Genomic DNA, 22,456 nt, shown 5'->3' on the forward strand with positions numbered 1-22,456 from the left:
AGGAGGAGCGGCGCAAATGAACCGCGCCGGCGACGATGCAAAGCGAAGCGATGAGGAGGAGCGGCGCAAATGAACCGAGCGGTCATGTTGCGTTTCGCCGCGTGCGCAGTGATTGGGCTCGGAGCCGCCCTGCTGATCGCCGCGCTGTTGCTGTCGACGTACACCAGCAGCCGGATCACCAAAATTCCGCTGAACCTCGACGCCACGCTGGTCAGCGAGGGGTCCGGGACCGCCCTGGATGCCGCGTCGCTGTCGACCGACCACCTGGTCGTCAACCAGAACGTGCCGCTGGTGTCGCAGCAGCAGGTCAGCGTCGAATCGCCCGCCAACGCCGACGTCGTCACGCTGCAGGTCGGCACCTCGGTGCGGCGCACCGACAAGCAGAAGGACAGCGGGCTGCTTTTGGCGATCGTCGACACCGTCACCCTGAACCGCAAGACGGCGATGTCGGTCTCCGACGACACCCACACCGGCGGGTCGGTGCAGAAGCCGCGCGCGTTCAACGACGAGAACCCGCCCACCGCGATCCCGCTGCGCCACCAGGGGCTGGCCTACCGGTTCCCGTTCCACACCGAGAAGAAGACGTACCCCTACTTCGACCCGGTCGCGCAGAAGCCTTTTGACGTCAACTACGACACCCAAGAGGACGTCAACGGCTTGACCACCTATCGCTTCACCCAGAACGTCGGCTACAACGCCGACGGCAGGCTGGTGGCCCCGGTCGTGTACCCGTCGCTGCTGGCCGGCCAGGAGGACGCCAAACAGACCACGTCCGCGGCGATGTGGGGCGTGCAGGGCGGCGATCCGAACGAGCAGATCACCATGACCCGCTACTACGCGGCGCAGCGGACCTTCTGGGTGGACCCGGTGTCGGGAACCATCGTCAAGCAGACCGAGCACGCCAACCACTACTTTGCCCGCGACCCGCTCAAGCCCGAGATGACGCTGGCCGACTACAAGGTCACCTCCACCGAGGACACCGTCGAATCCCAGGTCAACGCCGCCCGCGATGAGCGCGACCGGCTGGCGCTGTGGTCGCGCGTGCTGCCCATCACCTTCACCGCCGTCGGCCTGATCGCGCTGATCGGCGGCGGCGTCCTGGCCTCCTTCAGCCTGCGGACGGAGAGCGCGCTGACCGACCCCGGCCTGGACCGCAGCGACCAGGAGTTCTTCGGCCGCAGCGGGCTGGAGGAACCGGTGCCCGGCGCCGAGGCCGAAACCGAGAAGCTTCCGACGCAGCGCCCGGTGCTGGGCGAGGACCCGCCGGGCCCGGAGCCGCCCACCGCCGCCCCGGAGGAACCGACCAAGCCCGCCCCCGAGGCCGGGCCGCCGGAACCCCCGGGAGCTCCCCCGGGCCCACCCGAACGGGCCTAGCTCCCCGAGTGCGCTGGACCCGGCCGGCGTACGCGCTGTTGCTGGCGCTGCTGGTGGCGGGGCCGCTGCCGGCCCCCGGCTACCTGTTGTTGCGCGACGCGGTGTCGACGCCGCGGTCGTACCTTTCCGACGCCGCGCTGGGGCTGACGTCGGCGCCGCGGGCGACACCGCAGGATTTCGCCGTGGCGCTGGCGTCGCACCTGGTCGACGGCGGCGTCGCGGTCAAGGCGCTGCTGGTGGCCGGGTTGTGGCTCGCGGGCTGGGGCGCGGCCCGGCTGGTCCGCACGGCGCTGCCGGGGGTAGGTGCCGGGGGCGAGTTCGTCGCCGTCACCCTGGCGGTCTGGAATCCCTATGTGGCCGAACGCCTCCTGCAGGGGCATTGGAGCCTGCTGGTCGGCTACGGAAGCCTGCCCTGGGTGGCCGCGGCGATGCTGTCGCTGCGGGCGGGGGGCGGAACCGGGTGGTTCCCGGTGGCGTTCTGGGTGGCGCTGGCCGGGCTGACCCCGACCGGCCTGTTGCTGGCCGCGACGGTGGCACTGGTCGGCGCGGCCACCCCCATCGAGGACCCCGCGGGGGGCCGGCCGCGGTGGGTGTGCGCCGCCGCCGCGTTGGGTGTGTCGCTGGTCGCGGCGCTGCCGTGGCTGGTCGCATCGGTGCTGGGCTCGTCGCTGCGGGCGCACGCGGCGGGGATCGCGCTGGGGGTGACCGCGTTCGCGCCGCGCGCCGAACCCGGCCTCGGCACGCTGGGCAGCCTGGCAAGCCTCGGCGGCATCTGGAACGGGGAGGCCGTACCCTCTTCGCGGACAACGCTTTTCGCGGTGTCGTCGGCGGTTGTGCTGCTGGGGGTGGTGGCGGCCGGGTTGCCGGCGGTGCTGCGGCGCAGGCCGGCGGTGCCGCTGCTGGTGCTGGCGGCGGTCGCGGTGCTGGGGCCGGCCGCGCTGGCGACCGGCCCGGGTTTGCACGCGCTGCGCGCGTTGGTGCAGGCCGCGCCCGCCTTCGGGGTGCTGCGCGACGGGCAGAAGTGGGTCGCGCTGGCGCTGCCGGGTTACGCGCTCGCGGGGGCGGGCGCGGTGGTGACGCTGCGACGCTGGTTTCGGCCCGCGATCGCGGCCGGGGTGTGCTGCCTCGCGCTGATCCTGGCGCTGCCCGACCTGGCGTGGGGCGTGTGGGGCAGGGTCGCGCCGGTGCGCTACCCGCCCGGCTGGGCCGCGGTCGCGGCGGCGATCAACGCGGATCCGCGGACGGTGGCGGTGGTGCCCGCCGGCACGATGCGGCGGTTCTTCTGGTCGGGGCCCGCGCCGGTGCTCGACCCGCTGCCGCGCTGGCTGCGCGCCGACGTGCTGACCACCGGCGACCTGGCCATCTCGGGGGTCGTGATCCCCGGGGAGGGCGACCGCGCGCGGGCGGTGCAGGACCTGCTGCTGGCCGGGCCGGATCCCGCCGCGCTGGGAGCGGCCAGCGTGGGGTGGGTGGTGGTCGAGTCGGACACCGCCGGTGACATGGGGGCGTCCGCGCGCACCCTGGGCGCGCTGCGGCCGGTGTACCACGACCGGGAGCTAGCGCTGTTTCGGATCGGCGGCGACAGCCCCGGGGTGTCATCGGGCCGCCGCGCCGCCGCGGTGGTCGCGCACCTGGCGTGGCTGGCGCTGCTGCTGGTGGGCGCGGCGGGGCTGGCGGCGGGCCGGGCGCGCCGGCCTAGACGACCCCGCTGACGTACTCGCCGGCCCGCACCGCCTCCAGCACACCGCGCATCGCCTCGGCGCTTTGCGCCCAGGAAAATTCGCCGCTGCGCGTCTGCGCCTTGGCGCCGAGCTGGTCGCGCAGCACCGGATCGCGGAGCAGCCGTTCCAGGCTGTCGACAAGCTCGGCGCGGCCGTCCACCAGGATCCCGGTCACCCCGTCGACGATCGAGTCGCACAGCCCGCCCGACGAGCGGTAGCCGATGGTGGGCACCTTGTGCTGCGCGGCCTCGACGACGGCGAGGCCCCAGCCCTCCTTGCGGGAGGGCAGCACGTGCACCCAGGCGCTTTGCAGCACATGGTGTTTGGTGACGTCGTCGACATGGCCGTGGAACGTGACCGCGTCGGCGATGCCCAGCCGGCGCGCGTGGTCGACGAGCCGCTGGCGCCACCAGCCGCCGCCGACGATGTCGAGGTGCACACCCGGCATGTGCGGGCGCAGCGCGGCGACCGCTTCCAGCGCGTCTTCGATCTGCTTGTGCGGCACCAGCCGGGACAGCACGACGACCCGCGGTGCGGCCGAACGCGGGCCGGTCAACGATTGGGCCGGCGCCTCGTCGAGGCCGTTGCGCACGACCGCGATCTGCCCGTTTGCGACGCCCAGCCCGACCAGGTCGCGGGCCGACGGGATCGACACCGTCACGTACTGGCTGCGCCGGTTCACCCGCGGCGACACCGTCGACTCCACGAACCAGCCGATCCGCCCCAGCACCGGCCCGGCCACCGGCCACTGCTCGCGGTGGCAGTGGTGCACCAACACCACGACGCGCCGCCCGTACACCAGGCGCGCCAGAAACGGCAGGCCGTTCTGGGTATCGACGACCACGTCGGGCCGCACCCGCCGCAGCGGGCCCAGCCCAAGCCGGGCGAGCGCCATGGCCAGCAGCGCCCAGACGTACACCGTGTACCGGCCGCCGGCGCGGTTGACGTCGACACCGTCGATCACCTCGCGCCGCGGCGCGCCCGGGTAGCGGGCGGTGCGCAGCGTGACGGCAACCCCGGACGCGGCGAGCTGCGCGCCGACGCGCTGCAGGTAGGCTTCGCTGCCGCCGCCCTGTGGGTGGCCGGTGTCGCGCCAGCACAGCAGCAGGACGGAACGGACGGTAGGCATCGGTCGCCAGCCTAATGGCACGGCCCACACGTACCCCGCACCGGCGTTCCAGCAAAACCGAAAAGCCCGGTGCGGCCTGCCCGGCAGCGCGATCGTTTCTCCATGAACCCAAATGAGTCGGCCGCCTCGCGCCGGTTTGTGGCGGATCCCCCGTTCTGGGGCTCGAAACGGGCCGCCGTGACGGGACCCGCGTGGCAACGAAACGCCGCGAGGACTTCCCTGTTCCTGGTCGTCGGGATCTTCGCTTTTTGCGCCGTCCTCGGCGGGCTGTACCTGGCCGCGCAGGCCCATGCCGCGCGCGCGTCTGGGCGGCTCGCAAGCGGTCGCCGAGATGGGACACGACTGGAAGCGCCCGACGCCCGACACGGCCTGCCGATCGACGTGGATGCCTGGGTGGGGGCCGAAGGCTTCGGCCGAATTCCCACCCTCGCCGGTCACCGAAGTGACCAGCTCGGGCCGGACTCGCCCGCGCCGCCGCCGGGACCGACCCGCTGTTTCCCAGCCCCCCGGTGCTGGGCGTAGGCATTCCTGGGATGCAGCCGCTGAGCATCGGGTGTCGCGACACGGTAGGGGGCTTCGACCGCCGGTTCTTTTGGCCCGACGACGTGCGCCAGCGGGTCAACGAACCGCGGACTTCGCGGTATCGGGGGCGGATTGGCTGGCGCTCGTCGAGAAGCTGGGCGTGGCGCCCTACCTGATGCGGCACGACCGGTAGGTGCGGCCGCCGCCGTAGGGTTGCCCGGTGGCCGTCACTGACGTTTTCGCGCGGCGGGCGACGCTATCCCGGTCGCTGCGGCTGCTGTCGGAGTTTCGCCACGAGCGGTCCGACCCGGGCCGCTTCTACGGCGCCCTGGCCGCCGACACGGCGGCGATGATCGGTGACCTGTGGCTGGGCATCCACGGCGAGCCCCCGACCCGTCGCACGCTGCTCGACATCGGCGGCGGGCCGGGATATTTCGCGGCGGCGTTCGCCGGCGCCGGCGTGCGCTACATCGGTGTCGAACCGGACCCGGCCGAGATGCACGCGGCCGGTCCGGCCGTGGCGGGCGCCGGAAAAGCGGGCGCGGCGTTCGTCCGGGCCTCGGGCATGGCGCTGCCGTTCGCCGACGACAGCGTGGACATCTCCCTGTCCTCCAACGTCGCCGAGCACGTGCCGGCGCCCTGGCGGCTCGGCGCGGAGATGTTGCGGGTGACCAAGCCGGGCGGGCTGGTCGTGCTGTCCTACACCGTGTGGCTGGGCCCGTTCGGGGGTCACGAAATGGGCCTGACGCATTACCTGGGCGGCGCCCGCGCCGCCGCCCGCTATGCCCGCAAACACGGCCATCCGGCCAAAAACAACTACGGGTCGTCGTTATTCGCCGTGTCGGCCGCCGACGGCCTGGACTGGGCGGCCGGCACGGGGGCGCTCGTCGCCGCATTTCCCCGCTACCACCCGCGATGGGCCTGGCGGCTGACCTCGGTGCCGGTGCTGCGCGAGTTCCTGGTCAGCAATCTGGTGCTGGTGCTCGCACCCCGATAATGAACGTGTTCTCGTTTTGCTTTCGCTTGGGTAGGGTGGCGCCATGCGCGCCGGCGACGATGCAGCGCGGAGCAATGAGGAGGAGCGGCGCAGATGACCGACGTGAAGACCGAATACGACCAGCTTTTCATCGGCGGCAGGTGGACGGAGCCGTCGACCACGGACGTGATCGAGGTGCGCTGTCCGGCCACCGGCGAGTACGTGGGTAAGGCCCCGCTGGCGGCGGCGGCCGACGTGGACGCCGCGGTGGCCGCGGCCCGGGCGGCGTTCGACAACGGCCCCTGGCCCACGACGCCGCCGAAGGAGCGCGCCGCGGTCATCGCCAACGCGCTCAAGCTGATGGAGGAGCGCAAGGACCACTTCACCGCGATCCTCGCGGGCGAGACCGGCCAGCCGCCGACCGGCATCGAAACGATGCACTGGATGAGCACGCTCGGCGCGTTGAACTTCTTCGCCGGCCCCGCGGTCGACCAGGTCAAGTGGCGGGAGATCCGCAACGGCGGTTACGGGCAGAGCATCGTCTACCGCGAGCCGATCGGCGTGGTGGGCGCGATCGTGGCCTGGAACGTGCCGCTGTTCTTGGCCGTCAACAAGCTGGGCCCCGCGCTGCTGGCCGGGTGCACGGTGGTGCTCAAGCCGGCCGCCGAAACACCCTTGAGCGCGAACGCTTTGGCCGAGGTGTTCGCCCAGGCCGGCCTGCCCGAGGGCGTGCTGTCGGTGGTGCCCGGCGGGGCCGAGACCGGGCAGGCGCTGACCTCCAATCCCGGGGTCGACCTGTTCTCCTTCACCGGCAGCTCCGCCGTCGGCAAGGAAATCGGCCGGCGCGCCGCCGAGATGCTCAAGCCCTGCACGCTAGAGCTCGGCGGCAAGTCGGCGGCCATCGTCCTCGACGACGTGGACCTGGCCAGCGCCATTCCGATGCTGGTGTTCTCCGGGATCATGAACACCGGGCAGGCCTGCGTGGCGCAGACCCGCATCCTGGCACCGCGGTCGCGTTACGACGAAATCGTCGACGCCGTCGCCGGTTTCGTGCAGGCGCTGCCGGTGGGGACGCCATCGGACGCCGCCGCCCAGATCGGGTCGCTGATCTCGGAGAAGCAGCGCGCCCGCGTCGAGGGCTACATCGCCAAGGGCATCGAGGAAGGCGCGCGGCTGGTCTGCGGCGGCGGGCGTCCCGAGGGCCTGGACGGCGGGTTCTTCGTGCAGCCCACCGTGTTCGCCGACGTCGACAACAAGATGACGATCGCCCAGGAGGAGATTTTCGGCCCGGTGCTCAGCATCATCCCCTACGACAGCGAGGAGGACGCGATCAAGATCGCCAACGACTCGGCGTACGGGCTGGCCGGCAGCGTGTGGACCGCCGACGTGCCGCACGGCATCGAGATCGCGGAGAAGATCCGCACCGGGACGTACGCGATCAACTGGTACGCCTTCGACCCGTGCTGCCCGTTCGGCGGCTACAAGAACTCCGGCATCGGCCGCGAGAACGGGCCCGAAGGCGTCGAGCACTTCACGCAGCAAAAGAGCGTGCTGATGCCGATGGGTTACACCGTCGACGCCTAGCGGCCCAACAAGCGGGCCTCGCGGCGCCAGCGGTCCCGGCCGTCGTCGGGTACCACCGACTCCCCCGCGTGGGCGAACAGCATTCCCAGCGATTATGCAATAGGGCATATATGAAGCGAACTCTGTCGACCTAAACGTCCCGGTCAATGACCTGCGTCACACCGTCTGACGAGTTCATAGCGTTGCATAGGGAATAGAAGTTGCTTACTTGACCGATGTCGTATATGGTACGCAACATAATCATGGGCCGCCGGCCCCGGCGCATGAGGCAGCGATTGGTCGGGAGAAAGTCATGTGGATCATCGAGCTCAACGTCGCCGGCTATCAGTTCACCCGCGAGATGCCCGACTCCAGGCGCCGGCGCTTCCGCTTGACCCCACGTAATAGGCACTGGCCGGCACCACGGCATTCGCACGCCGCATAACGCTCGCCACGGGAGGTACGACAGTGCCTACGACCACCACAGCCAGGGCGGACGCCGCTCCGACCAAGCGCTGCGATACGCGCAAGAAGATGCTGATGGCCGCCGCGCAGGTGATGCGCGAGCGCGGGGCGGCCGGCGTCACCATCGACGAGGTGCTGGCCCGCAGCGGCGCCCCCCGCGGCTCCGTCTACTACCACTTCCCCGACGGGCGCAATCAGATCCTGACCGAGGCGCTGCGGTACTCCGGCGAATCCATCACCGCGATGATCGACGACGCGGCCGGCTGGGGGGCGCGCGCCCTGCTGCGCGAATTCGTCGAGTTCTGGGAGCGGGTGCTGACCGAGGGCGACTTCGCCGGCGGTTGCCCCGTGGTGGCGGCGGCCATCGGCTCGGACTGCGGCGACCCCAACCTGTCCGGGGAGGCCGGCGCCATCCTGGGCCGCTGGTGCTCCGCGCTCACCCGGGCGTTCGGCAACGACGGCTTCGGCGACGACGATGCCGCCGCGCTTGCGGTGACGTCGATCGCCGCCCTGGAAGGCGCCGTCGTGCTGGCCCGCTCGACCCACAGCGTCGACCCGCTCCGCAAGGTGGGCGAGCAGCTCGAGTTCCTGATCAAGGCCAGGGAATTCGTCATTCGCAACAAGATCGGCCAGTAGTGCCCGCGATACCGGCGACGCGCTAGTCGCTGGCGGGCAGCGGCTTGACCTCTTTGAGGTGCAGCGGGGTCTGGCCCACGCTCAGGCTCCCGGCGCCGGGCTTGGTCACCAGCACCTCGGCGCCCGTCTCGTCGACATAGCGCTTCCCCATCACCGTGCCCTCGGCGAACGCCGGGTCGAGCTCGCCGGACCGCTCGGCGCCGATCGGCACCATCGGCGCGCCGCCGCAGCGCAGGTCGTCGAGGCTGTCGGCGCTGCGGACCACGATGACCTGGGTGTCACACACCTGGCTTTCGAGGCGGGTTCCGTTTTTGATCATGCACCTAATCCTTCAGCGTCCTTGTAGCTGTTCGACTAGCTCGCGGCGAAGTACCTTGCCCGTGGGTGTGGCCGGCAGCTCGTCGCGAAACACTACTCGGTCGGGCGTCCGTGACCCCCGCAAACTCTTGCGGACATGCTCGCGCAGTTCCTCCGGGTCGGGATCGGTGCCCGCGGCGGGCACCACCACCGCGACGATCGCCTGGCCCCACTGTGGATCCTCGACGCCGACCACGGCCACGTCGCGCACGTGGGAGTGCTCGATGAGCACCTCTTCCAGCTCGGCGGGCGCGATGTTCTCCCCGCCGCGGATGATGGTGTCGTCGCTGCGCCCGCCGATGAACAGGTAGCCGTCCTCGTCGAGCAGGGCGATGTCGCGGGTGGGGAACCAGCCGTCCTCGTCCAGCACCGAGCCGATCCCGGTGTAGCGACCCGACACCTGCTCCCCGCGCACGAACAGCTCGCCCGTTTCGCCGGGCCCGAGCACCCTGCCGCGCTCGTCGCGGATCTGCAGCTCGATGCCGGGCACCGGCCGCCCCACGGAGGCCAACCGCTTGGCGACCCGGGGCTCTGATGCCGACTGCGCCGCGCGGTGGTCGTCGGGGGTGAGCACCGCGATGGTCGAGCTGGTCTCGGTGAGCCCGTAGGCGTTGACGAAACCGACGTGCGGCAACAGTTCCAGGGCCCGGCGGACCAGCGGCAACCCCACCTTGGAACCGCCGTAGGCCAGGTTGCGCAGCGACGGCAGCGTGTGGCCGCCCGTCTCCAGCACGCTGACGATGCGGTCCAGCATGGTGGGCACCACCGTCGCGGTGGTCACCTGCTCGGCGTTGATCAGCCGCACCCATTCCTCGGCGTCGAAGTTGGGCAGATACACCATCTTTCGGCCGGCGTAGAGGTTCGACAGCGCGGCGCCGACCCCGGCGATGTGATAGGGCGGCACACAGATCAGCGCGGCGTCGCTGGGGGCGGCCGACTCGAACTCGACGGTCCCGGTCACATAACTGGTCAGGTTGTTGTGCGTCAGCTCGACGGCCTTGGGTTGCGACGTGGTGCCCGACGTGAACAACACGATCGCGACGGATTCGGGATCGGGAAACTCGGCGGCCGGCTCGCCGTCGCGCGCGGCCGCAAGGAAATCGTCGGACAGCATCACCCGGTCGGCGCGCGCACCGACCACGTCCCGGTACCGGGCGTCGACGACGACCAGCGGGTCGGGCAGCCGCCCGATCAGCGCCTGGATGCCCTCGGCGGACAGCCGGTAGTTGAGCGGGGTGAAGGCGAGCCCGGCGCGGGCGGCCGCAAAGATCAGCACCGGCAGCATCGCGCCGCCGGTGCCGACGTAGGCCACGTGCCGGGCCCGCGACGCCGCGACCACCCCCGCGCCGCCGTCGGCCAGATCGCTGAGCTGCTGCGTCGTCAGCCGGACGTCGCCGGAGATCACGGCCGTCCGATCGGGGTTGCTGGACGCGGCCATCTCCAGCAGCAACGAAATGCTCATCCGATCCTTCGGGGTGCCAGACGCTTTACAAATCTAGGCGACAGTGTAAGTCATCTAGGCATCGCCGCGGGCGGCCGGGGTTGGGTCCAGGGCAGTGATCGGCCCGGCTACGGCCCGGCGTGCCCGTTGGGTCCCGGCAGCCCGAGCAGCAGCCCGCCGTCGCCGCCCAGCCCGATGGTGGCGCCGACGCCGACGCTGCCGCCGCCCGCCCCGCCGTTGCCGACCAGTTGGGCGTTTCCGCCGTCGCCGCCGTTGCCCTTGTTCAAGCTCGCCCCGCCGTTGCCGCCGTTGCCGCCGCTGCCGACCACGGCGGCGTTGCCACCGTGACCGCCCTGACCACCGTTGCCGGCGGCGCCGGCGCTCCCGCCGCCATTGCCGCCGTCCCCACCGTTGCCGAACAACCCGATGGCGTTGCCGCCTGCCCCGCCGGCCCCGCCGGTTCCGTTCGTGGATTGCCCGCCGTCGCCGCCGTGGCCGCCGTTACCCCACAGCGCGCCGCCGAGGCCGCCGGCGCCGCCGGGACCACCGTTGAGCCCGCCGGTTCCACCGGCGCCGCCGTCGCCGATGAGGCCGGCGTTTCCGCCGCGGCCGGCGGCGATTTGGCCGTAGCTGTTGCCGCCGTTGCCGCCGTTGCCGCTGAGCATGCCGCCGGCGCCGCCGTCACCGCCCACGGCGGGGAAGGCGCCCTGGGTGCCGGCGTTGCCGCCGGCACCGCCGTTGCCGTTCAGCAGGCCGCCGTGACCGCCGTGGCCCCCAGCACCGGCGCCGGTCGTCAAGACCCCGGGAGCGCCGAGACCGCCCGCGCCGCCGGCGCCGCCGTTGCCGAACAACCCGATCGCGTCGCCGCCGGCGCCCCCGGCGCCGGCAGAGCCGACCAGGACGGTGTTGCCATAGCCACCGCCGGTGCCGCCGGGACCGCCGTTGCCCCACAGCAGCCCGCCGGCGCCGCCGGCGCCGCCCTTGCCGCCGTTGACGGCGCCCGTAATGCTCGGGCCGCCGGCCCCGCCGGCGCCGCCGTTGCCCAACAGCCCGGCCGCGCCGCCATTGCCGCCGTTCTGGCCCGCCGCGCCGGATCCGCCGTTGCCGCCGTTGCCCCACAGGATTCCGCCGGCGCCGCCGTCCTGGCCGGTGCCCGGAATCCCGTTGGCGCCGTTGCCGATCAGCGGGCGGCCCAGCAGCAGCTCGGTGGGTGTGTTGATCGCGTTGAGGGCGTCTTGCTGCACAACCTGCCACGGGTTGGCGGTGGCTGCGGCGTTGGCCGCCTCGGCGCCGGCGTAGGCGCCCGCGCCCGCGTTGAGGGCCTCGACGAACCGTTGCTGAAACGCGGCCGCTTGGGCGATCGCGGCCTGATAGTCCACGGCGTGAGCCCCGAAGAACGAGGCCACCGCCGCCGAAACCTCGTCGGCGCCCGCGGCCAGCAATGCCGTGGTCCGGGACGCCGCCGCGGAGTTGGCCTGGCTCAGCGCCGAACCGAGAGCTGCCAAATCCGTGGCGGCCGTTGAAACCACGTCCGGCATGGCGATCAAAAACGACATTGCGCACCTTCCACTTCGAGCTAGCTCTCGACAGTGTGGAAGGTCGGCGGCGGCCGACACATCGGGAATCTTCCCTATTTCGGTCGCACCGCCGCGGCCCGACCGGGCAGCGCCACCTGACGGGTTAGGTTCCCGTCCAGCGCGGGGGCCGCTTCTCGGCGAACGCGACCGCGCCCTCCCTGGCGTCGTTGGACGAAAACACCGGCGCCAGGATCTTGATCTGCTCGGCGAACATGGTGTCGCGGCTCCAGCCGCGCGATTCGACGATGATCCGCTTGGTGGCGGCCACCGCCAGCGGCCCGTTGGCGGTGATCTTCTCGGCCAGCGCGATCGCCGCCTCCAGCGCCTTGCCCGGCTCGGCCAGCACGTTGACCAGCCCGAGGTCGTGGGCGCGCTCGGCCGGCAGGTTGTCGCCGGTGAGGGCCAGCTCCATGGCGATCGCGTAGGGGATGCGCTCGGGCAGCCGCAGCAGTCCCCCGCCGCCGGCCACCAGCCCGCGCTTGACCTCGGGGATGCCGAACGCCGAGTCGCGCGACGCCACGATCAGGTCGGTGGCCAGCGCCAGCTCGCAGCCGCCGGCCAGGCAGAATCCCTCCACCGCGGCGATCAGCGGCTTGGCCGGGGGGCGCTCGGTGAACCCCATGCCGCGGCCTTCGACGACGACGTTCTCGCCGCGAGCGAACGCCTTGAGGTCCATGCCGGCCGAAAAGGAGCCGCCCGCGCCGGTCAGGATGCCCACCGACAGGCCGCTGTCGCCGTCGAGGCGGTCCATGGCGTCGGCCAGGCCCCGGCTGACCGCGGCGTTGACCGCGTTCTTGGCCTTGGGCCGGTTGATGGTGATGATCAGGATCCGGTCGCGCTGTTCGACCAAAATCTCGGGTTCGGTGCTGCCGGGTTCGTCGCTACCAGTCACGGTGCGATGGTAACGACCGGCGGGAACGCCATTGGCGGCAGGCGAGAGTCGGGTTACCGGGATCGCGACGCACGGCCGATCCGGTGTTCGATCAGGCGGGCGCCATCGCCGTGTCGACGACGGTCAGGTCCTCGGAAAGCCCCGCGGCCCTGCGTATTTCGACGAAGTCGTAAACCATGGCCTCGGTCACCTCGTGCGGGTCCTTGAGGGTGGCGCCGTCGGTGAGCACCGAGATGTTGAGCTGGTCGACATAGCTCCAGACGGTGATGTTGAGCCCGCTGCCGGCGGTCAACGGGCCCACCGAATAGATCTCGGTGACCAGCGCCCCGCCGACCCGCCCGCGTTCACGGGGACCGGGGACGTTCGAGATGTTCAGGTTGAGCACCTTGTTGTGCCCGTCGCGGCCGGACGCCCACCTGAAAAACGCCCGGGTCGGGCCGGGGGGCATGTAGGCCGCCCAGCGGCTGACCAGCTCCGGGCCCATCAGCTGGTTGCTTTCCTTCGCGGCGATCGCGTTCTCGTGGCTGCACCGCACCCGCTCCAGCGGGTCGTCGGAGTCGGTCGGCAGGCCCACCAGCACGCCGGTGAAGCGATTGCCGGAGATGCGCTCCGGCGAGAAGTCGAAGCTCATCGGCACCGACGCCAGCAGCGGCTCGGCCTTGCCGTCGTAGCGCAGCAGCAGGGTGCGCAGCGCGCCGCTGGCCATGGCCAGCACCATGTCGTTGATCGTGGCCCCGAGCCGCCTGCCGGTCTGCTTGACGTCGGCCAGCGCCAGCGTCGCGGTCGCGAACCGGCGCTCCGGGGTGATCTTGTGGTTGATGAAGGTCGGCGGCGGCTCGAACGGGCGCGTCAGTTCCGGGGAGAAGTTGCGCGAGCTGCGCCGGACCCGGGCCACTCCCTGCGCGGTGTAGCGGACGGTGGCGGGCAGCCGCCCGACGTGGCGCGCGTGGTCGGCGAACGCCGACGTGATCAGTTGCCGCGCGGTGGGCGGCGGGTCCGCCACGTACGGCCGGCGCTCCGGCACCGGCTGCAGGTCCATGCCGCGCGCCAGCAGGTTGGCCGAGGCGACGCCGTCGGCGAGCGCGTGGTGGATCTTGCCCACGACGGCGATGCGGTGGTCGGCCAGGCCCTCGACGAAATACATCTCCCACAGCGGGCGCGACCGGTCCAGCGGGGTGCCGGCGATCTGCCCGATCGCCTCGTCCAGCTCGCGACGACCGCCCGGCGCGGGCAGCCGCCAGGGCCGGATGTGGTAGTCGAGGTCGACCTCACACTGTTCGCGCCACATCGGATGGTGCAGCCGGTAGGGGATCTCGACGAGCTGATAGCAGAACGGCTCGAGCTTGGTCAGCCGGCCGGCGATGACCTGGCGGAAGGCGTCGACGTCGAAGTCGCGCCGGTCGGGATCGAGCTCGATCACGGCGGCCTTGATGGTGTGCATGTGCACGTTCGGCGTCTCGCTGTAGAGCAGGACCGCGTCCCAGCCGCTCAGCCGTTTCACCGCTGCCCCTCACCCATAGAGGGACAATACCCAGCGGCGAGAGCTCAGATAACCTCTTTGGCGCCGATCTGCATCTTGGTGCGGTGGACCTGGTTCAGGAACAGCGAAGCGGCGTGCGCGGCCGCGCCGGCCCGCTCCCCGTCGATGAGGTCGTAGCCGTGACCCGCTCCCGGTAGCTCCAAATAGCCGACCGTCGAGTGCGAGACCGCCCGCAGCCTTTCGACGAAGCTGCGCGCCTGCTCGACCGGGATGACGCTGTCCTTGCTGCCGTGAATCACCAAGAACGGCGGCGCATTTCGGTGCACGCGGGCGATCGGTGAGGCGTCGCGGAACACCTCGGGGTGGCGCGCGATCGACTTCTTGACCACCACCCGCTCGAGGAAGTCGACGAACCGGACCCGCTCCGGCGTGGACCGGTCCTCCCAGTCGTAGCGCCCGTAAATCCCGACCACAGCGTCCACCGAGCTGTCGGCGCCCTCGGGCAGCTCGCGCCGGTGCGCGGGGTCGCCGGGGGTCAGGCCGGCCAGCGCGGACAGGTGGCCGCCCGCCGAACAGCCCGCTATGGCAACGAAATTGCGGTCGCCGCCGAACTTGTCGACGTTGGCGCGCGCCCAGGCGATGGCGGTCTTGACGTCGGTGATGTGGCGCGGCCAGCGATGGTGCGGCGAGACCCGGTAGTCGATTGCCAGGCACACCCAGCCCTGCTCGGCCAGCCGGGACATCAGCGCGGAACCCTGCCCCATGCACCTGCCGTGGACCCAGGCGCCGCCGGGCACGAAGATCAGGACGGGGGCCGGTTGGGCCGGCAGGTCCTTGCGCCGCCAGACGTCGAGCACCTGCGCCGGGTGGTCCCCGTAGTGGACGCCGCGGCGGTAGGAGTAGCGGCGCCGGCGCAGCGCGTCCCAGATCGGCGGCGTCCGGTCCGCGGCCGGCCATTCGGTTTCGAGGTCCGCGGCGGAGACGACGCCGCGCAGCGCGGCGAGGGAAACCTGCGGGATGCTCTCGCGGTCCCGGCGCCGCGTCTCGTGGATGCCCGGGGTCATCCAATCCCTGGTCATCGCCGAAAACGCCGACGGGGCCTGCTGGGCACCCCACAGGCCCACGGCGGTCAGCGCACCCAGCGGCTCGAGGCCCTTACCGACGACCGGCAGCGAAGCTCCCGCCGCGCTCAAGGCCAGCAGGTAGTCGGCAGGACCGGCCCGCAGCAACCATTTCACGCAGGGTGTCATGCGGGCTCCCCTCGCGGTCATTTTCGGAGCCTACCCCCGCGCCGACACCGGAAACTGACGTTTCCGTCAGGGGCTCGCCGGCGCGCCGCTACCAGCCGCGCGGCGTAGCTGAGCGCGCTGAGGCCGAACATCGCCGCCGTCAGCAGCAGCCACCTGCCCAGAAACGGCTGCTGGGTTTGTCCGGTCGCGGCCTGATAGGTCGGCGCCCCCTGCTCGATGATGCCGGGCAAAAAGATCAGCAGCGTCAGCCCGGCGCCCAGGGTGGGCACCCGAATGTGGTTGCGGGCGCTGACGTTGCGCGGCGCCGGCCGCCTCCCGGCGAAGATCACCCGGTCGGCCAGCGCGCAGAGCGGGAAGAGCAGCAGGTCGTAGGCGATGACGGCGACCGCGAACCACGCGGCGATCGAGTGCCACCAGGTGTCCGGATCCCACAGGGCCGCCGGCGTGAACGTGGCCAGGATGTAGCCCAAGAGGGCGAACCCGGACGCCATCGTCACCAGGTGCAGCGGGCCGGCCCCGTAGCTCACCCCGAAACGGATTGGCAGGCGCGGCATCTCAGCTCGGCTCGAACTCGATGGACGCGACCCACTTGGTGTTGTGCACGCCCGGCAGCGCGGGAACGATGACGCGCGCCGGATACCCGTGATCCAGGGGCAGGTCGGCGCCGTTGACCCGGAGCGCCAGCAGGGCGTCGGGATCGCGAATCTGGTTGGCCTGCAACGCCGCCGCACCGAACGCCCCGCCGCGCTGCAGCGACGCCACGCGCGCCGCGCGCGGTGCGGGCACCCCGGCCAGCCGCGCCAGCTCGGCGAGCCGCACCCCGCTCCAGGTCTGCACGGTCGACCAGCCCTCGACGCAGGCGATCGGCAGCCGCGCGGTGTGCTGCGGCATCCCGGCCAGCGCCGCCCGGTCGAGCACCACCTCCGACGGGCCGCCGCGCAGCGTCAAACGCCAACCGGCGCCCACGCTTTCGGGGACGATCCCGGCGGCGAGGGCCGTCTTGTTGACCGGGAAGTCGCCCCGGAAAGCACCGGGACCTCGGGGCCCGCGCCCGCGGGGCAGCAGCAGGGCCGCGCCGCGGGCGGCACCTCCGAGGGTCTGGCCCGCGGTCAGCGCGCCGACGAGCAGCACCCCGGCGCCGACGAGCGCCAGGGCACCGCGCCTGCTCATGGTCGGCTCGGCGGGCGCCGTCGACACCAACCCGTCCGGATCGGGCGGCTCCGGGCGGGTGTCGATGCGATTGGTGCGCAACACTTCTCGTAGCGGCAGCGACCGCAGCCCGGTGACCATCCGGGGGATCTTGAGGGTGATGTGCATCAAGAATCCGGCGCTGAACACCCAGGCACCGAAGTAGTGGCCGGTGTAGAAGCTGAACCCGAAGACGTAGTCGTACTGGATGTTGAGCACACCGGTGACGATCTCGAACAGCACGCCGCCCACCAGCATCAGCAATGACAGCCGCTCCAGCGCCTGGGCGATCGAGCGGGCCGGCGGCCACACGAACAGCCGCGGAATCACCGACCACAGCTTGGCCAGCACCACCGGAATGATCACCAGCCCCAGGCCGACGTGCAGTCCCTGGGTCAGCCGGTACAGCCACGACGGCCGGGTCGGCCAGGCGAAGGCGGGCGGCCGCAGCCAGCCCACGTCCCCGGGGATGGCCTGGCCGAGCTGGGGCGCGTAGGCGGCGTAGGACAGCAGCCCGGTGACGATGACGACCGGCAGCGCGACCAACAGCGCCAGACCGAACACCGAGGTCAGCCAGGGGCCTCGCAGCGGGCTGCGAAACCTGTTCACGAGGCGGCCAGGGTCGCGATCACCCGGCCGCCGATCGGGCGGACGCCGGTCAGCCTCAGGCCCGCCTGCTCGGCCAGCGCGGCGGCGCTGTCCACGCCCACCGACGCCCACCGGAACCAGGGTCCCACCTCGGCGCCGGACTCCAGCCGCACCCATCGCGAACATACGCCCGCGACCTCGGCGTCGAACTCCGCGACGCAGCGCCCGCCGCGCCCCAGCAGCTCGGCGGCGCGCCGCAGAATTCGCCGCGGGTCGCCGCCCAGGCCGACGTTGCCGTCGACCAGCAGGACCGTCCGCCACTGACCCGTTCCGGGCAGCGGGCCGAACACGTCGCCCAGCAGCGCCGGCGCCCCGCCGCGGCACGCCAGGCGGATCGCCGCCGCGGAGCGATCGATGCCCAGCGCCGGTATGCCCCGCCGGATCAGCCTGGCGACCAACCGCCCGGGCCCGCACCCCAGCTCGATCGCCGGGCCCGCGCACATCCGCGTGACGGCATCGTCAAAGACCTCGTCGACGGCGTCGGCGGGCGGGTCGCCGGGACATCGCGCGCCCAACCAGCGGTGCGCGGGCAGCGGCCGTATCTCGCCGTCCTCGTGCCGGATCCAGCACCGTTGGCCGCCGAGCGCCCGGTCGTAGAGGTGGCCCAGCATGTCTCGCCTCTCGCATCTAGCACGACCAGGCGGCCCGGACGCGCACCACACGCCGGTATCCACGGGATACACCAGCATTTGGATCACCGGGACCGATACCCCGAGCCCGGGCCCGCTAACCACGCCGCCCGGAGCCGGGCCACCGACGGGTTTCACGGCGGTGCTTCGGTGCCGATGCGCGCGCGGATGGATACTTGTCCGGTGCCGAACAACGACGTTCACCCCGACCTGCGCCGCGCCGCCCGTATCACCCCGCGACACATCATCGGTCCGCGCACCCTGCCGATCGTGCGGACGCTGACCGCGGTGACGGGGCGACTCCGCCGGCCCGACACCTCCGGCGTCGAGGTGATCGAGCTGGGCTCCGGGGCCGGCGTCCGATTGTTCCGACCGGTCGCCACCGAGCCCACCGCCGCGCTGCTGTGGATACACGGCGGCGGTTACGTCATCGGCACCGCCCAGCAGGACGACCGGCTGTGCCGCCGGTTCTGCAAGCGGCTCGGCATCACCGTGGCGTCGGTGGAATACCGCCTGGCACCCGAACACCCGTACCCCGGCCCGCTCGAGGACTGCTACGCGGCGCTGACCTGGCTGGCCGGACAAGCCACGGTGGACGAGACCCGGCTGGCGATCGGCGGCGCCAGCGCCGGCGGCGGCCTCGCGGCCGCGCTGGCCCTGCTGGCCCGCGACCGCGGCGAAATCGCCCCGGTGTTTCAGCTGTTGGTCTACCCGATGCTGGACGACCGGAGTTCGGCGTCTGCAGCCGACCCGAACTACCGGCTGTGGAGCGTGCGCAGCAACCGCTTCGGCTGGAAGGCCTACCTGGGCGACGCCGACCCGCGGGTCGCCGTCCCGGCGCGGCGCGAGGACCTGGGCGGGCTGGCGCCGGCGTGGATCGGCGTCGGCACCCACGACCTGTTCCACGACGAGGACCTGGCCTACGCTGAACGGCTGCGCGCGGCCGGGGTGCCGTGCCACGTCGAGATCGTTCCGGGCGCATTCCACGGCTTCGACGCGGTGGCGCCCAAGGCCCAAGTGGCGCAGCGGTTTTTCGCCAGCCAGTGTGACGGCCTGCGCGACGCGCTCGCGCCGGCGGCCTGATCACCGGTCACATCGCGAAGTACACCAGCTCGCCGCCGATCACGGTGGCCGCCACCATGCCGGCGTCCAGTTCGGCCAGCACCGTCGCCGGTGGCTCGCTCAGCACGCAGAGGTCTCCGGGCTGGCCGGGTTCGACGGCCCGCGCCCGGCCCGGCCGGTCCGACCGCCCCAGGAACATCGCCAAGGCCTGTCGCGCCGAGACGCGTTCGTTCGCGTTGAGCACCGCGCCGCTGGGCGTGGTGCGATACACCGCGGCGCGCATCGCGGTCCACGGATCGCCGTGACCGAACGGCATGTCGGTGGACAGGGCCACGGGCACCCCGGCTTTCCGCAGCGACGCGACCCGCCACAGCTGGTCGTGTTCGGCGGCGGGGACGTCGGCGAGGTACTGATCGCCGCGCTCGGCCACGAAGTTGGGCTGGGTCACCACCGTGATGCCGAGCCCGGCGAGGTCGGGCAGGTTGTCTTCCGGCACCACGGCGGCGTGCTCGATGCGATCCAGCGGATGACTGCCGGCGGCGCGCAGGGCGGCGATGGTCACCACGAGCTGCGCCGCGGTCACGCAGTGCACGGCGACCGGTCGCTCGGCGCGGTGCTGGTCGGCGATCCACTCGGCCAGCCCGTCGAGGTCGAGACGGTCGTCGTGCAAGATCTTCTTACCCGGGGACAAAAAGCTTGTGCGGGGCCGGAATTCGCCGAGCCGGTGGGCGGCCAGCAGCGAGACCATGTCGTCGGCGGCAAGGTCCGGGGTGGCGTCGGTGACGCCGGTGACGCCGTAGGCGGTGATGCGGCGGCTGAGCTCGGCAAGGTCGGATTCGCGGCGCGCCACGGCGTCCGACCAGCCGCCCTCGGCGCTGCGCAGGCGCCCGTCGGGGTGTTCGGCCAGGCCGACCCGGCTCAGGGCCTCGGAGTTGAGCATCCACAGCGCACCGCTGCGGTGCTGGATGCGCACCGGAACCCTGCGCACCACGGCGTCGATGGCGGACCGGTCCAGCTCGCCGGCGACCGACTCGTGGTAGCCGACGGCGCGGATCCACCCGTCGGGGCCGGGCGTGGCGTTCGACAGCAGTTGTGCCAGTTGGGCTTTGGTGGTGACGCCGGGCGGCCCGACGAAGAAGGAGTCCAACGCCGACGCCGCCGACCGCACGTGCACGTGGTGGTCGTGCAGGCCCGGCACAACCGCTCCGCCGCCGGCGTAGAGCACGCCCTCGCCCGGCGCGGCCACCAAATCGTCGCCCAGCTCGTCGATCCGCTCCCCGACCCGGATGTCGGTGATCGTGCCGTCCAGCAACGCGGCCCGCTTGATCAACATGGGGCGCAGCGTCTTTCGCTTACCAGGCGCCGCACGGCGTCGTTGTCGGCGCCCAGCGCGGGCGCGGGCGTCGAGGGCGCCGGCGGCCGCGGCGGCGGGGCCGGGTGCGGTGCCTGCGACGCCTCGGTCGGCAGCGCCGCGTAGGTCGCCGCCACCGCCGCCATCGACGCGTGGATCAGTTCGCCGCCGCCGCGGCCGAGCGATTGCGCCACTTCCAGCGCGGCCTCCAGCCCGGTCAGCGGGTCGGCGATGGCGTCGCCGCAGAACACCGGCCCTTCGGCGGCGGTGCCGACCAAGCCGCCGGCCACCGCGGCGTCATCGCCGAAGGCCGGGCGGTGATCGTCGAATCCGCTGATGCGCAACCAGATTCGTCCCGGCCGCGCCGGGACGTGGTCCGGGCCGAGGCGTCGCCGCGCGAGCGCCGCGGGCCGCGTGCCCTCGATGACGATGTCGGCCGCGGCGAGCAGCTCGCGCAGTTCGCCCGCCTGGCCGTCGAAATCGATGCTGTAGGAGAGCTTTTCGCCGTTCACCCAATCGAAGAAGGCCGGGTTGCCGGCGCGGGTGCCGTCCGGGCGCCGGGGGCTTTCGACCTTGACGACCGTCGCCCCCGCGCGCGCCAGCAGCGCGCCGCACAGCGGGCCCGCCCACATCGACGACAGGTCGGCCACCAGCAGGCCGGCCGCTGCCCGGGGAGACGCGCGGCCGCCCGTCGGGCGTATCGACGGCGGTCGGGCCGCGGCCTCGCCGAGGCCGGCCGCCGGGATGTCGAGCAGGGCCGCCCGGTCGACGATCGCGGTCACCGATCGCGTTGCGGCCCAACGCTGCAGCGCTAACCATGTGTCGGCGGGTGCCTCGCTGGCCTGGATCAGCGCCGGGACCGCGGCGACGTCGTCGGGGCGCGACAGCGTGACCGCCCACCAGCCGTCCGCGGCCTTCAGCAATCGGGTGGCGCCGCCGGCCGACATGCGGCCGGCGCGGCTCAACCCGAGCAGCGCGGCCCGACCGGTCAGCAGCGTGGCCGCGTCTACGCCGATGCACAGTCGATCACCGAGGGCCGCCGCCACGCGCTCGGCGCGGGCCAGCACGTTCGCGCGGGAGAAGTCGGCCGGCCCGTCGGGTCGGCCCGTCAGGTAGGCCAGCCCGCTGCTCCCCCACTTGAACGACGCCGAGCTCACGCCACCATTGTGCCCGTCGCACAGACTTAGAACTGCAGCGCGCGGTAGCGCCAGTCCAGGACCTGCCGATCCGCCTCGCCGTCGGAGCGGCCGGCCGCGTAGACCAGCGATCGCAGCGCGAGCACGCCGCCGCGCTCGGTGGGCTCGGCGGATTCGACGTGCAGCTCGCTGTAGAGGGTGTCGCCCTCGTACACCGGGCCGGTGTGATCGCAGGACTGCCACCCGAGCACCGTCGCCAGGTTGGGCAGCAGCCGGGTTGCCTGCGCCAGGGCGAGCCCGATGGTGTGCCCGCCGTACACCAGCCGGCGCCCGCCGACCCGCGAATCGTGGTGTGTCGCGGCGATATTCAGGGTGAGTCGCGCGAGTTCCGGTGCGCTGCTTACCACGTCGCCGGTGCTGCCCAACACCGCTCCGGCCAGGCCAGGGTCGAAATGCGGGCCGGGCACCTTGTCGCGGAAGGCCTCGCCGTCCCACCGTGCGGTCGGGTCGGACGCGGGGCCGGGCACGTCGGCGCCGATCGTGGACAGGTCGTCGCCGGCGGCGTCGCCGGGGTGCCAGCCCGGGCTCGCCGGCAGCATCGCACACCGGTAGAAGTCGAGGATTAACCGGTCGGCCTGGTCGATGGTGGTCATCCGCAGCGCCGCCATCCCCGTCGGCGGCCGGCCCGGTTTGGGCGAATTCGCCCGCAGCCCAACCACTTCGGTGCGGGTGTAGAGGGAGTCGCCGATGACCGGGAACCGGTGGAACGTCAGCCCGCGGTAGAACAGGTTGGCCTTGACCCGCTGGGTGGCCAGGGTGCTCTGCCCGATCGCGACGTCGCATACCAGGCCCGGGTGCGCCAACGGCCCGGGCGCGCCGGTCACCGCGGCGCACAGGTCGGCGTCCAGCGCCAGCCGCAGCCGATCGCCCAGGATCGCCTGATGCGCCGCGGCCATACCCGTCGAGAGCGTCACCGCCGGAGCCCAGTCGAAGACCTGACCTCTCGTCAGCTCGTCGAAGTAGGGGCCGCCCTGGCGTGAATGCAGATAAGTCACGGGG

Annotated in this window: 19 protein-coding genes; 6 read left to right on the plus strand and 13 right to left on the minus strand. The window is 72.2% G+C overall.

What is annotated here, in order from left to right:
* The first annotated feature begins 69 nt into the window (after positions 1-69).
* Together pgfA and AWC19_RS11600 are read left to right on the plus strand one after the other, a co-directional pair.
* On the plus strand, positions 70-1,374 hold the full coding sequence (pgfA, locus tag AWC19_RS11595) for a cell envelope lipid trafficking protein PgfA (RefSeq protein WP_085078251.1): 1,305 nt from the start codon (positions 70-72) through the stop codon (positions 1,372-1,374).
* Positions 1,375-1,382: 8 nt separating this feature from the next.
* Positions 1,383-3,086: an MmpA family trehalose lipid delivery protein gene (locus AWC19_RS11600; protein ID WP_085078252.1), complete on the plus strand. Its 1,704-nt coding sequence runs from the start codon at positions 1,383-1,385 to the stop codon at positions 3,084-3,086.
* Here the strand turns inward: AWC19_RS11600 and AWC19_RS11605 are convergent.
* Positions 3,070-4,224, minus strand: coding sequence for a glycosyltransferase family 4 protein (locus tag AWC19_RS11605; protein WP_085078253.1), 1,155 nt, complete (start codon positions 4,222-4,224; stop codon positions 3,070-3,072). The genes AWC19_RS11600 and AWC19_RS11605 overlap by 17 nt on opposite strands.
* A gap of 742 nt (positions 4,225-4,966) precedes the next feature.
* Between AWC19_RS11605 and AWC19_RS11610 the strand changes: the two genes are divergently transcribed.
* From AWC19_RS11610 to AWC19_RS11620, 3 genes are all read left to right on the plus strand, one after another.
* A complete protein-coding gene (locus tag AWC19_RS11610) occupies positions 4,967-5,743 on the plus strand; it encodes a class I SAM-dependent methyltransferase (RefSeq protein ID WP_085078254.1) in 777 nt (258 codons plus the stop codon).
* A 93-nt stretch (positions 5,744-5,836) separates the two neighbouring features.
* A complete protein-coding gene (locus tag AWC19_RS11615) occupies positions 5,837-7,306 on the plus strand; it encodes an aldehyde dehydrogenase (protein WP_085078255.1) in 1,470 nt (489 codons plus the stop codon).
* A 513-nt stretch (positions 7,307-7,819) separates the two neighbouring features.
* Positions 7,820-8,386 carry a TetR/AcrR family transcriptional regulator gene (locus AWC19_RS11620; RefSeq protein WP_085078256.1) on the plus strand — a complete coding sequence of 189 codons (567 nt, stop codon included), beginning with the start codon at positions 7,820-7,822 and terminating at the stop codon, positions 8,384-8,386.
* A gap of 22 nt (positions 8,387-8,408) precedes the next feature.
* On the opposite strand, the gene AWC19_RS11625 is transcribed toward AWC19_RS11620, so the two are convergent.
* The 9 genes from AWC19_RS11625 to AWC19_RS30550 form a co-directional block, all read right to left on the minus strand.
* Complete coding sequence (locus AWC19_RS11625; RefSeq protein ID WP_085078257.1) at positions 8,409-8,705, minus strand: hypothetical protein; 297 nt, start codon at positions 8,703-8,705, stop codon at positions 8,409-8,411.
* Between the two features lie 12 nt (positions 8,706-8,717).
* Positions 8,718-10,205 carry a class I adenylate-forming enzyme family protein gene (locus AWC19_RS11630; RefSeq protein WP_085078258.1) on the minus strand — a complete coding sequence of 496 codons (1,488 nt, stop codon included), beginning with the start codon at positions 10,203-10,205 and terminating at the stop codon, positions 8,718-8,720.
* Between the two features lie 107 nt (positions 10,206-10,312).
* The gene (locus AWC19_RS11635) at positions 10,313-11,740 is read right to left on the minus strand and encodes a PE family protein (protein ID WP_085078259.1); all 1,428 of its coding nucleotides are present in this window, start codon (positions 11,738-11,740) and stop codon (positions 10,313-10,315) included.
* Positions 11,741-11,864: 124 nt separating this feature from the next.
* A complete protein-coding gene (locus AWC19_RS11640) occupies positions 11,865-12,653 on the minus strand; it encodes a crotonase/enoyl-CoA hydratase family protein (RefSeq protein ID WP_085078260.1) in 789 nt (262 codons plus the stop codon).
* 91 nt (positions 12,654-12,744) lie between these two features.
* Complete coding sequence (locus AWC19_RS11645; RefSeq protein ID WP_085078261.1) at positions 12,745-14,154, minus strand: WS/DGAT/MGAT family O-acyltransferase; 1,410 nt, start codon at positions 14,152-14,154, stop codon at positions 12,745-12,747.
* A gap of 44 nt (positions 14,155-14,198) precedes the next feature.
* Positions 14,199-15,404 carry an alpha/beta hydrolase gene (locus AWC19_RS11650; protein WP_085078262.1) on the minus strand — a complete coding sequence of 402 codons (1,206 nt, stop codon included), beginning with the start codon at positions 15,402-15,404 and terminating at the stop codon, positions 14,199-14,201.
* Positions 15,401-15,937, minus strand: a complete 537-nt coding sequence (locus AWC19_RS11655; RefSeq protein ID WP_085078263.1) for a hypothetical protein — start codon at positions 15,935-15,937, stop codon at positions 15,401-15,403. Before AWC19_RS11655 ends, AWC19_RS11650 begins: the two co-directional genes overlap by 4 nt.
* 1 nt (position 15,938) lies before the next feature.
* Complete coding sequence (locus AWC19_RS11660; protein ID WP_245848910.1) at positions 15,939-17,180, minus strand: molybdopterin-dependent oxidoreductase; 1,242 nt, start codon at positions 17,178-17,180, stop codon at positions 15,939-15,941.
* Positions 17,177-17,830: a class I SAM-dependent methyltransferase gene (locus tag AWC19_RS30550; protein ID WP_245848911.1), complete on the minus strand. Its 654-nt coding sequence runs from the start codon at positions 17,828-17,830 to the stop codon at positions 17,177-17,179. The genes AWC19_RS11660 and AWC19_RS30550 overlap by 4 nt, the downstream gene beginning before the upstream one ends.
* A 201-nt stretch (positions 17,831-18,031) precedes the next feature.
* On the opposite strand from AWC19_RS30550, the gene AWC19_RS11665 reads away from it, so the two are divergent.
* The gene (locus AWC19_RS11665) at positions 18,032-18,931 is read left to right on the plus strand and encodes an alpha/beta hydrolase (protein WP_085078265.1); all 900 of its coding nucleotides are present in this window, start codon (positions 18,032-18,034) and stop codon (positions 18,929-18,931) included.
* Positions 18,932-18,938: 7 nt separating this feature from the next.
* On the opposite strand, the gene AWC19_RS11670 is transcribed toward AWC19_RS11665, so the two are convergent.
* The 3 genes from AWC19_RS11670 to AWC19_RS11680 are packed head-to-tail and all read right to left on the minus strand — an operon-like array spanning position 18,939 to position 22,452.
* Complete coding sequence (locus tag AWC19_RS11670) at positions 18,939-20,243, minus strand: amidohydrolase family protein (RefSeq protein ID WP_085078266.1); 1,305 nt, start codon at positions 20,241-20,243, stop codon at positions 18,939-18,941.
* Positions 20,237-21,418 carry a CoA transferase gene (locus AWC19_RS11675; protein ID WP_085078267.1) on the minus strand — a complete coding sequence of 394 codons (1,182 nt, stop codon included), beginning with the start codon at positions 21,416-21,418 and terminating at the stop codon, positions 20,237-20,239. The genes AWC19_RS11670 and AWC19_RS11675 overlap by 7 nt, the downstream gene beginning before the upstream one ends.
* Positions 21,419-21,444: 26 nt before the next feature.
* Positions 21,445-22,452 (minus strand): MaoC family dehydratase, encoded by a 1,008-nt coding sequence (locus AWC19_RS11680; protein WP_142281123.1) that lies wholly within the window; start codon positions 22,450-22,452, stop codon positions 21,445-21,447.
* Between the last annotated feature and the right edge of the window lie 4 nt (positions 22,453-22,456).

It is taken from the genome of Mycobacterium palustre (assembly GCF_002101785.1).
In the GTDB taxonomy this organism is placed as follows: Bacteria; Actinomycetota; Actinomycetes; order Mycobacteriales; family Mycobacteriaceae; genus Mycobacterium; species Mycobacterium palustre.

What these genes read in the sequence shown, in the direction of transcription:
- AWC19_RS11635 (WP_085078259.1), bottom strand. Translation starts at nt 11,740, where the DNA reads ATGTCGTTTTTGATCGCCATGCCGGACGTGGTTTCAACGGCCGCCACG.
- pgfA (WP_085078251.1), top strand. Translation starts at nt 70, where the DNA reads ATGAACCGAGCGGTCATGTTGCGTTTCGCCGCGTGCGCAGTGATTGGG.
- AWC19_RS11620 (WP_085078256.1), top strand. Translation starts at nt 7,820, where the DNA reads ATGCTGATGGCCGCCGCGCAGGTGATGCGCGAGCGCGGGGCGGCCGGC.
- AWC19_RS11615 (WP_085078255.1), top strand. Translation starts at nt 5,837, where the DNA reads ATGACCGACGTGAAGACCGAATACGACCAGCTTTTCATCGGCGGCAGG.
- AWC19_RS11655 (WP_085078263.1), bottom strand. Translation starts at nt 15,937, where the DNA reads ATGCCGCGCCTGCCAATCCGTTTCGGGGTGAGCTACGGGGCCGGCCCG.
- AWC19_RS11650 (WP_085078262.1), bottom strand. Translation starts at nt 15,404, where the DNA reads ATGACCGCGAGGGGAGCCCGCATGACACCCTGCGTGAAATGGTTGCTG.
- AWC19_RS11670 (WP_085078266.1), bottom strand. Translation starts at nt 20,243, where the DNA reads ATGTTGATCAAGCGGGCCGCGTTGCTGGACGGCACGATCACCGACATC.
- AWC19_RS11625 (WP_085078257.1), bottom strand. Translation starts at nt 8,705, where the DNA reads ATGATCAAAAACGGAACCCGCCTCGAAAGCCAGGTGTGTGACACCCAG.
- AWC19_RS30550 (WP_245848911.1), bottom strand. Translation starts at nt 17,830, where the DNA reads ATGCTGGGCCACCTCTACGACCGGGCGCTCGGCGGCCAACGGTGCTGG.
- AWC19_RS11605 (WP_085078253.1), bottom strand. Translation starts at nt 4,224, where the DNA reads ATGCCTACCGTCCGTTCCGTCCTGCTGCTGTGCTGGCGCGACACCGGC.
- AWC19_RS11630 (WP_085078258.1), bottom strand. Translation starts at nt 10,205, where the DNA reads ATGAGCATTTCGTTGCTGCTGGAGATGGCCGCGTCCAGCAACCCCGAT.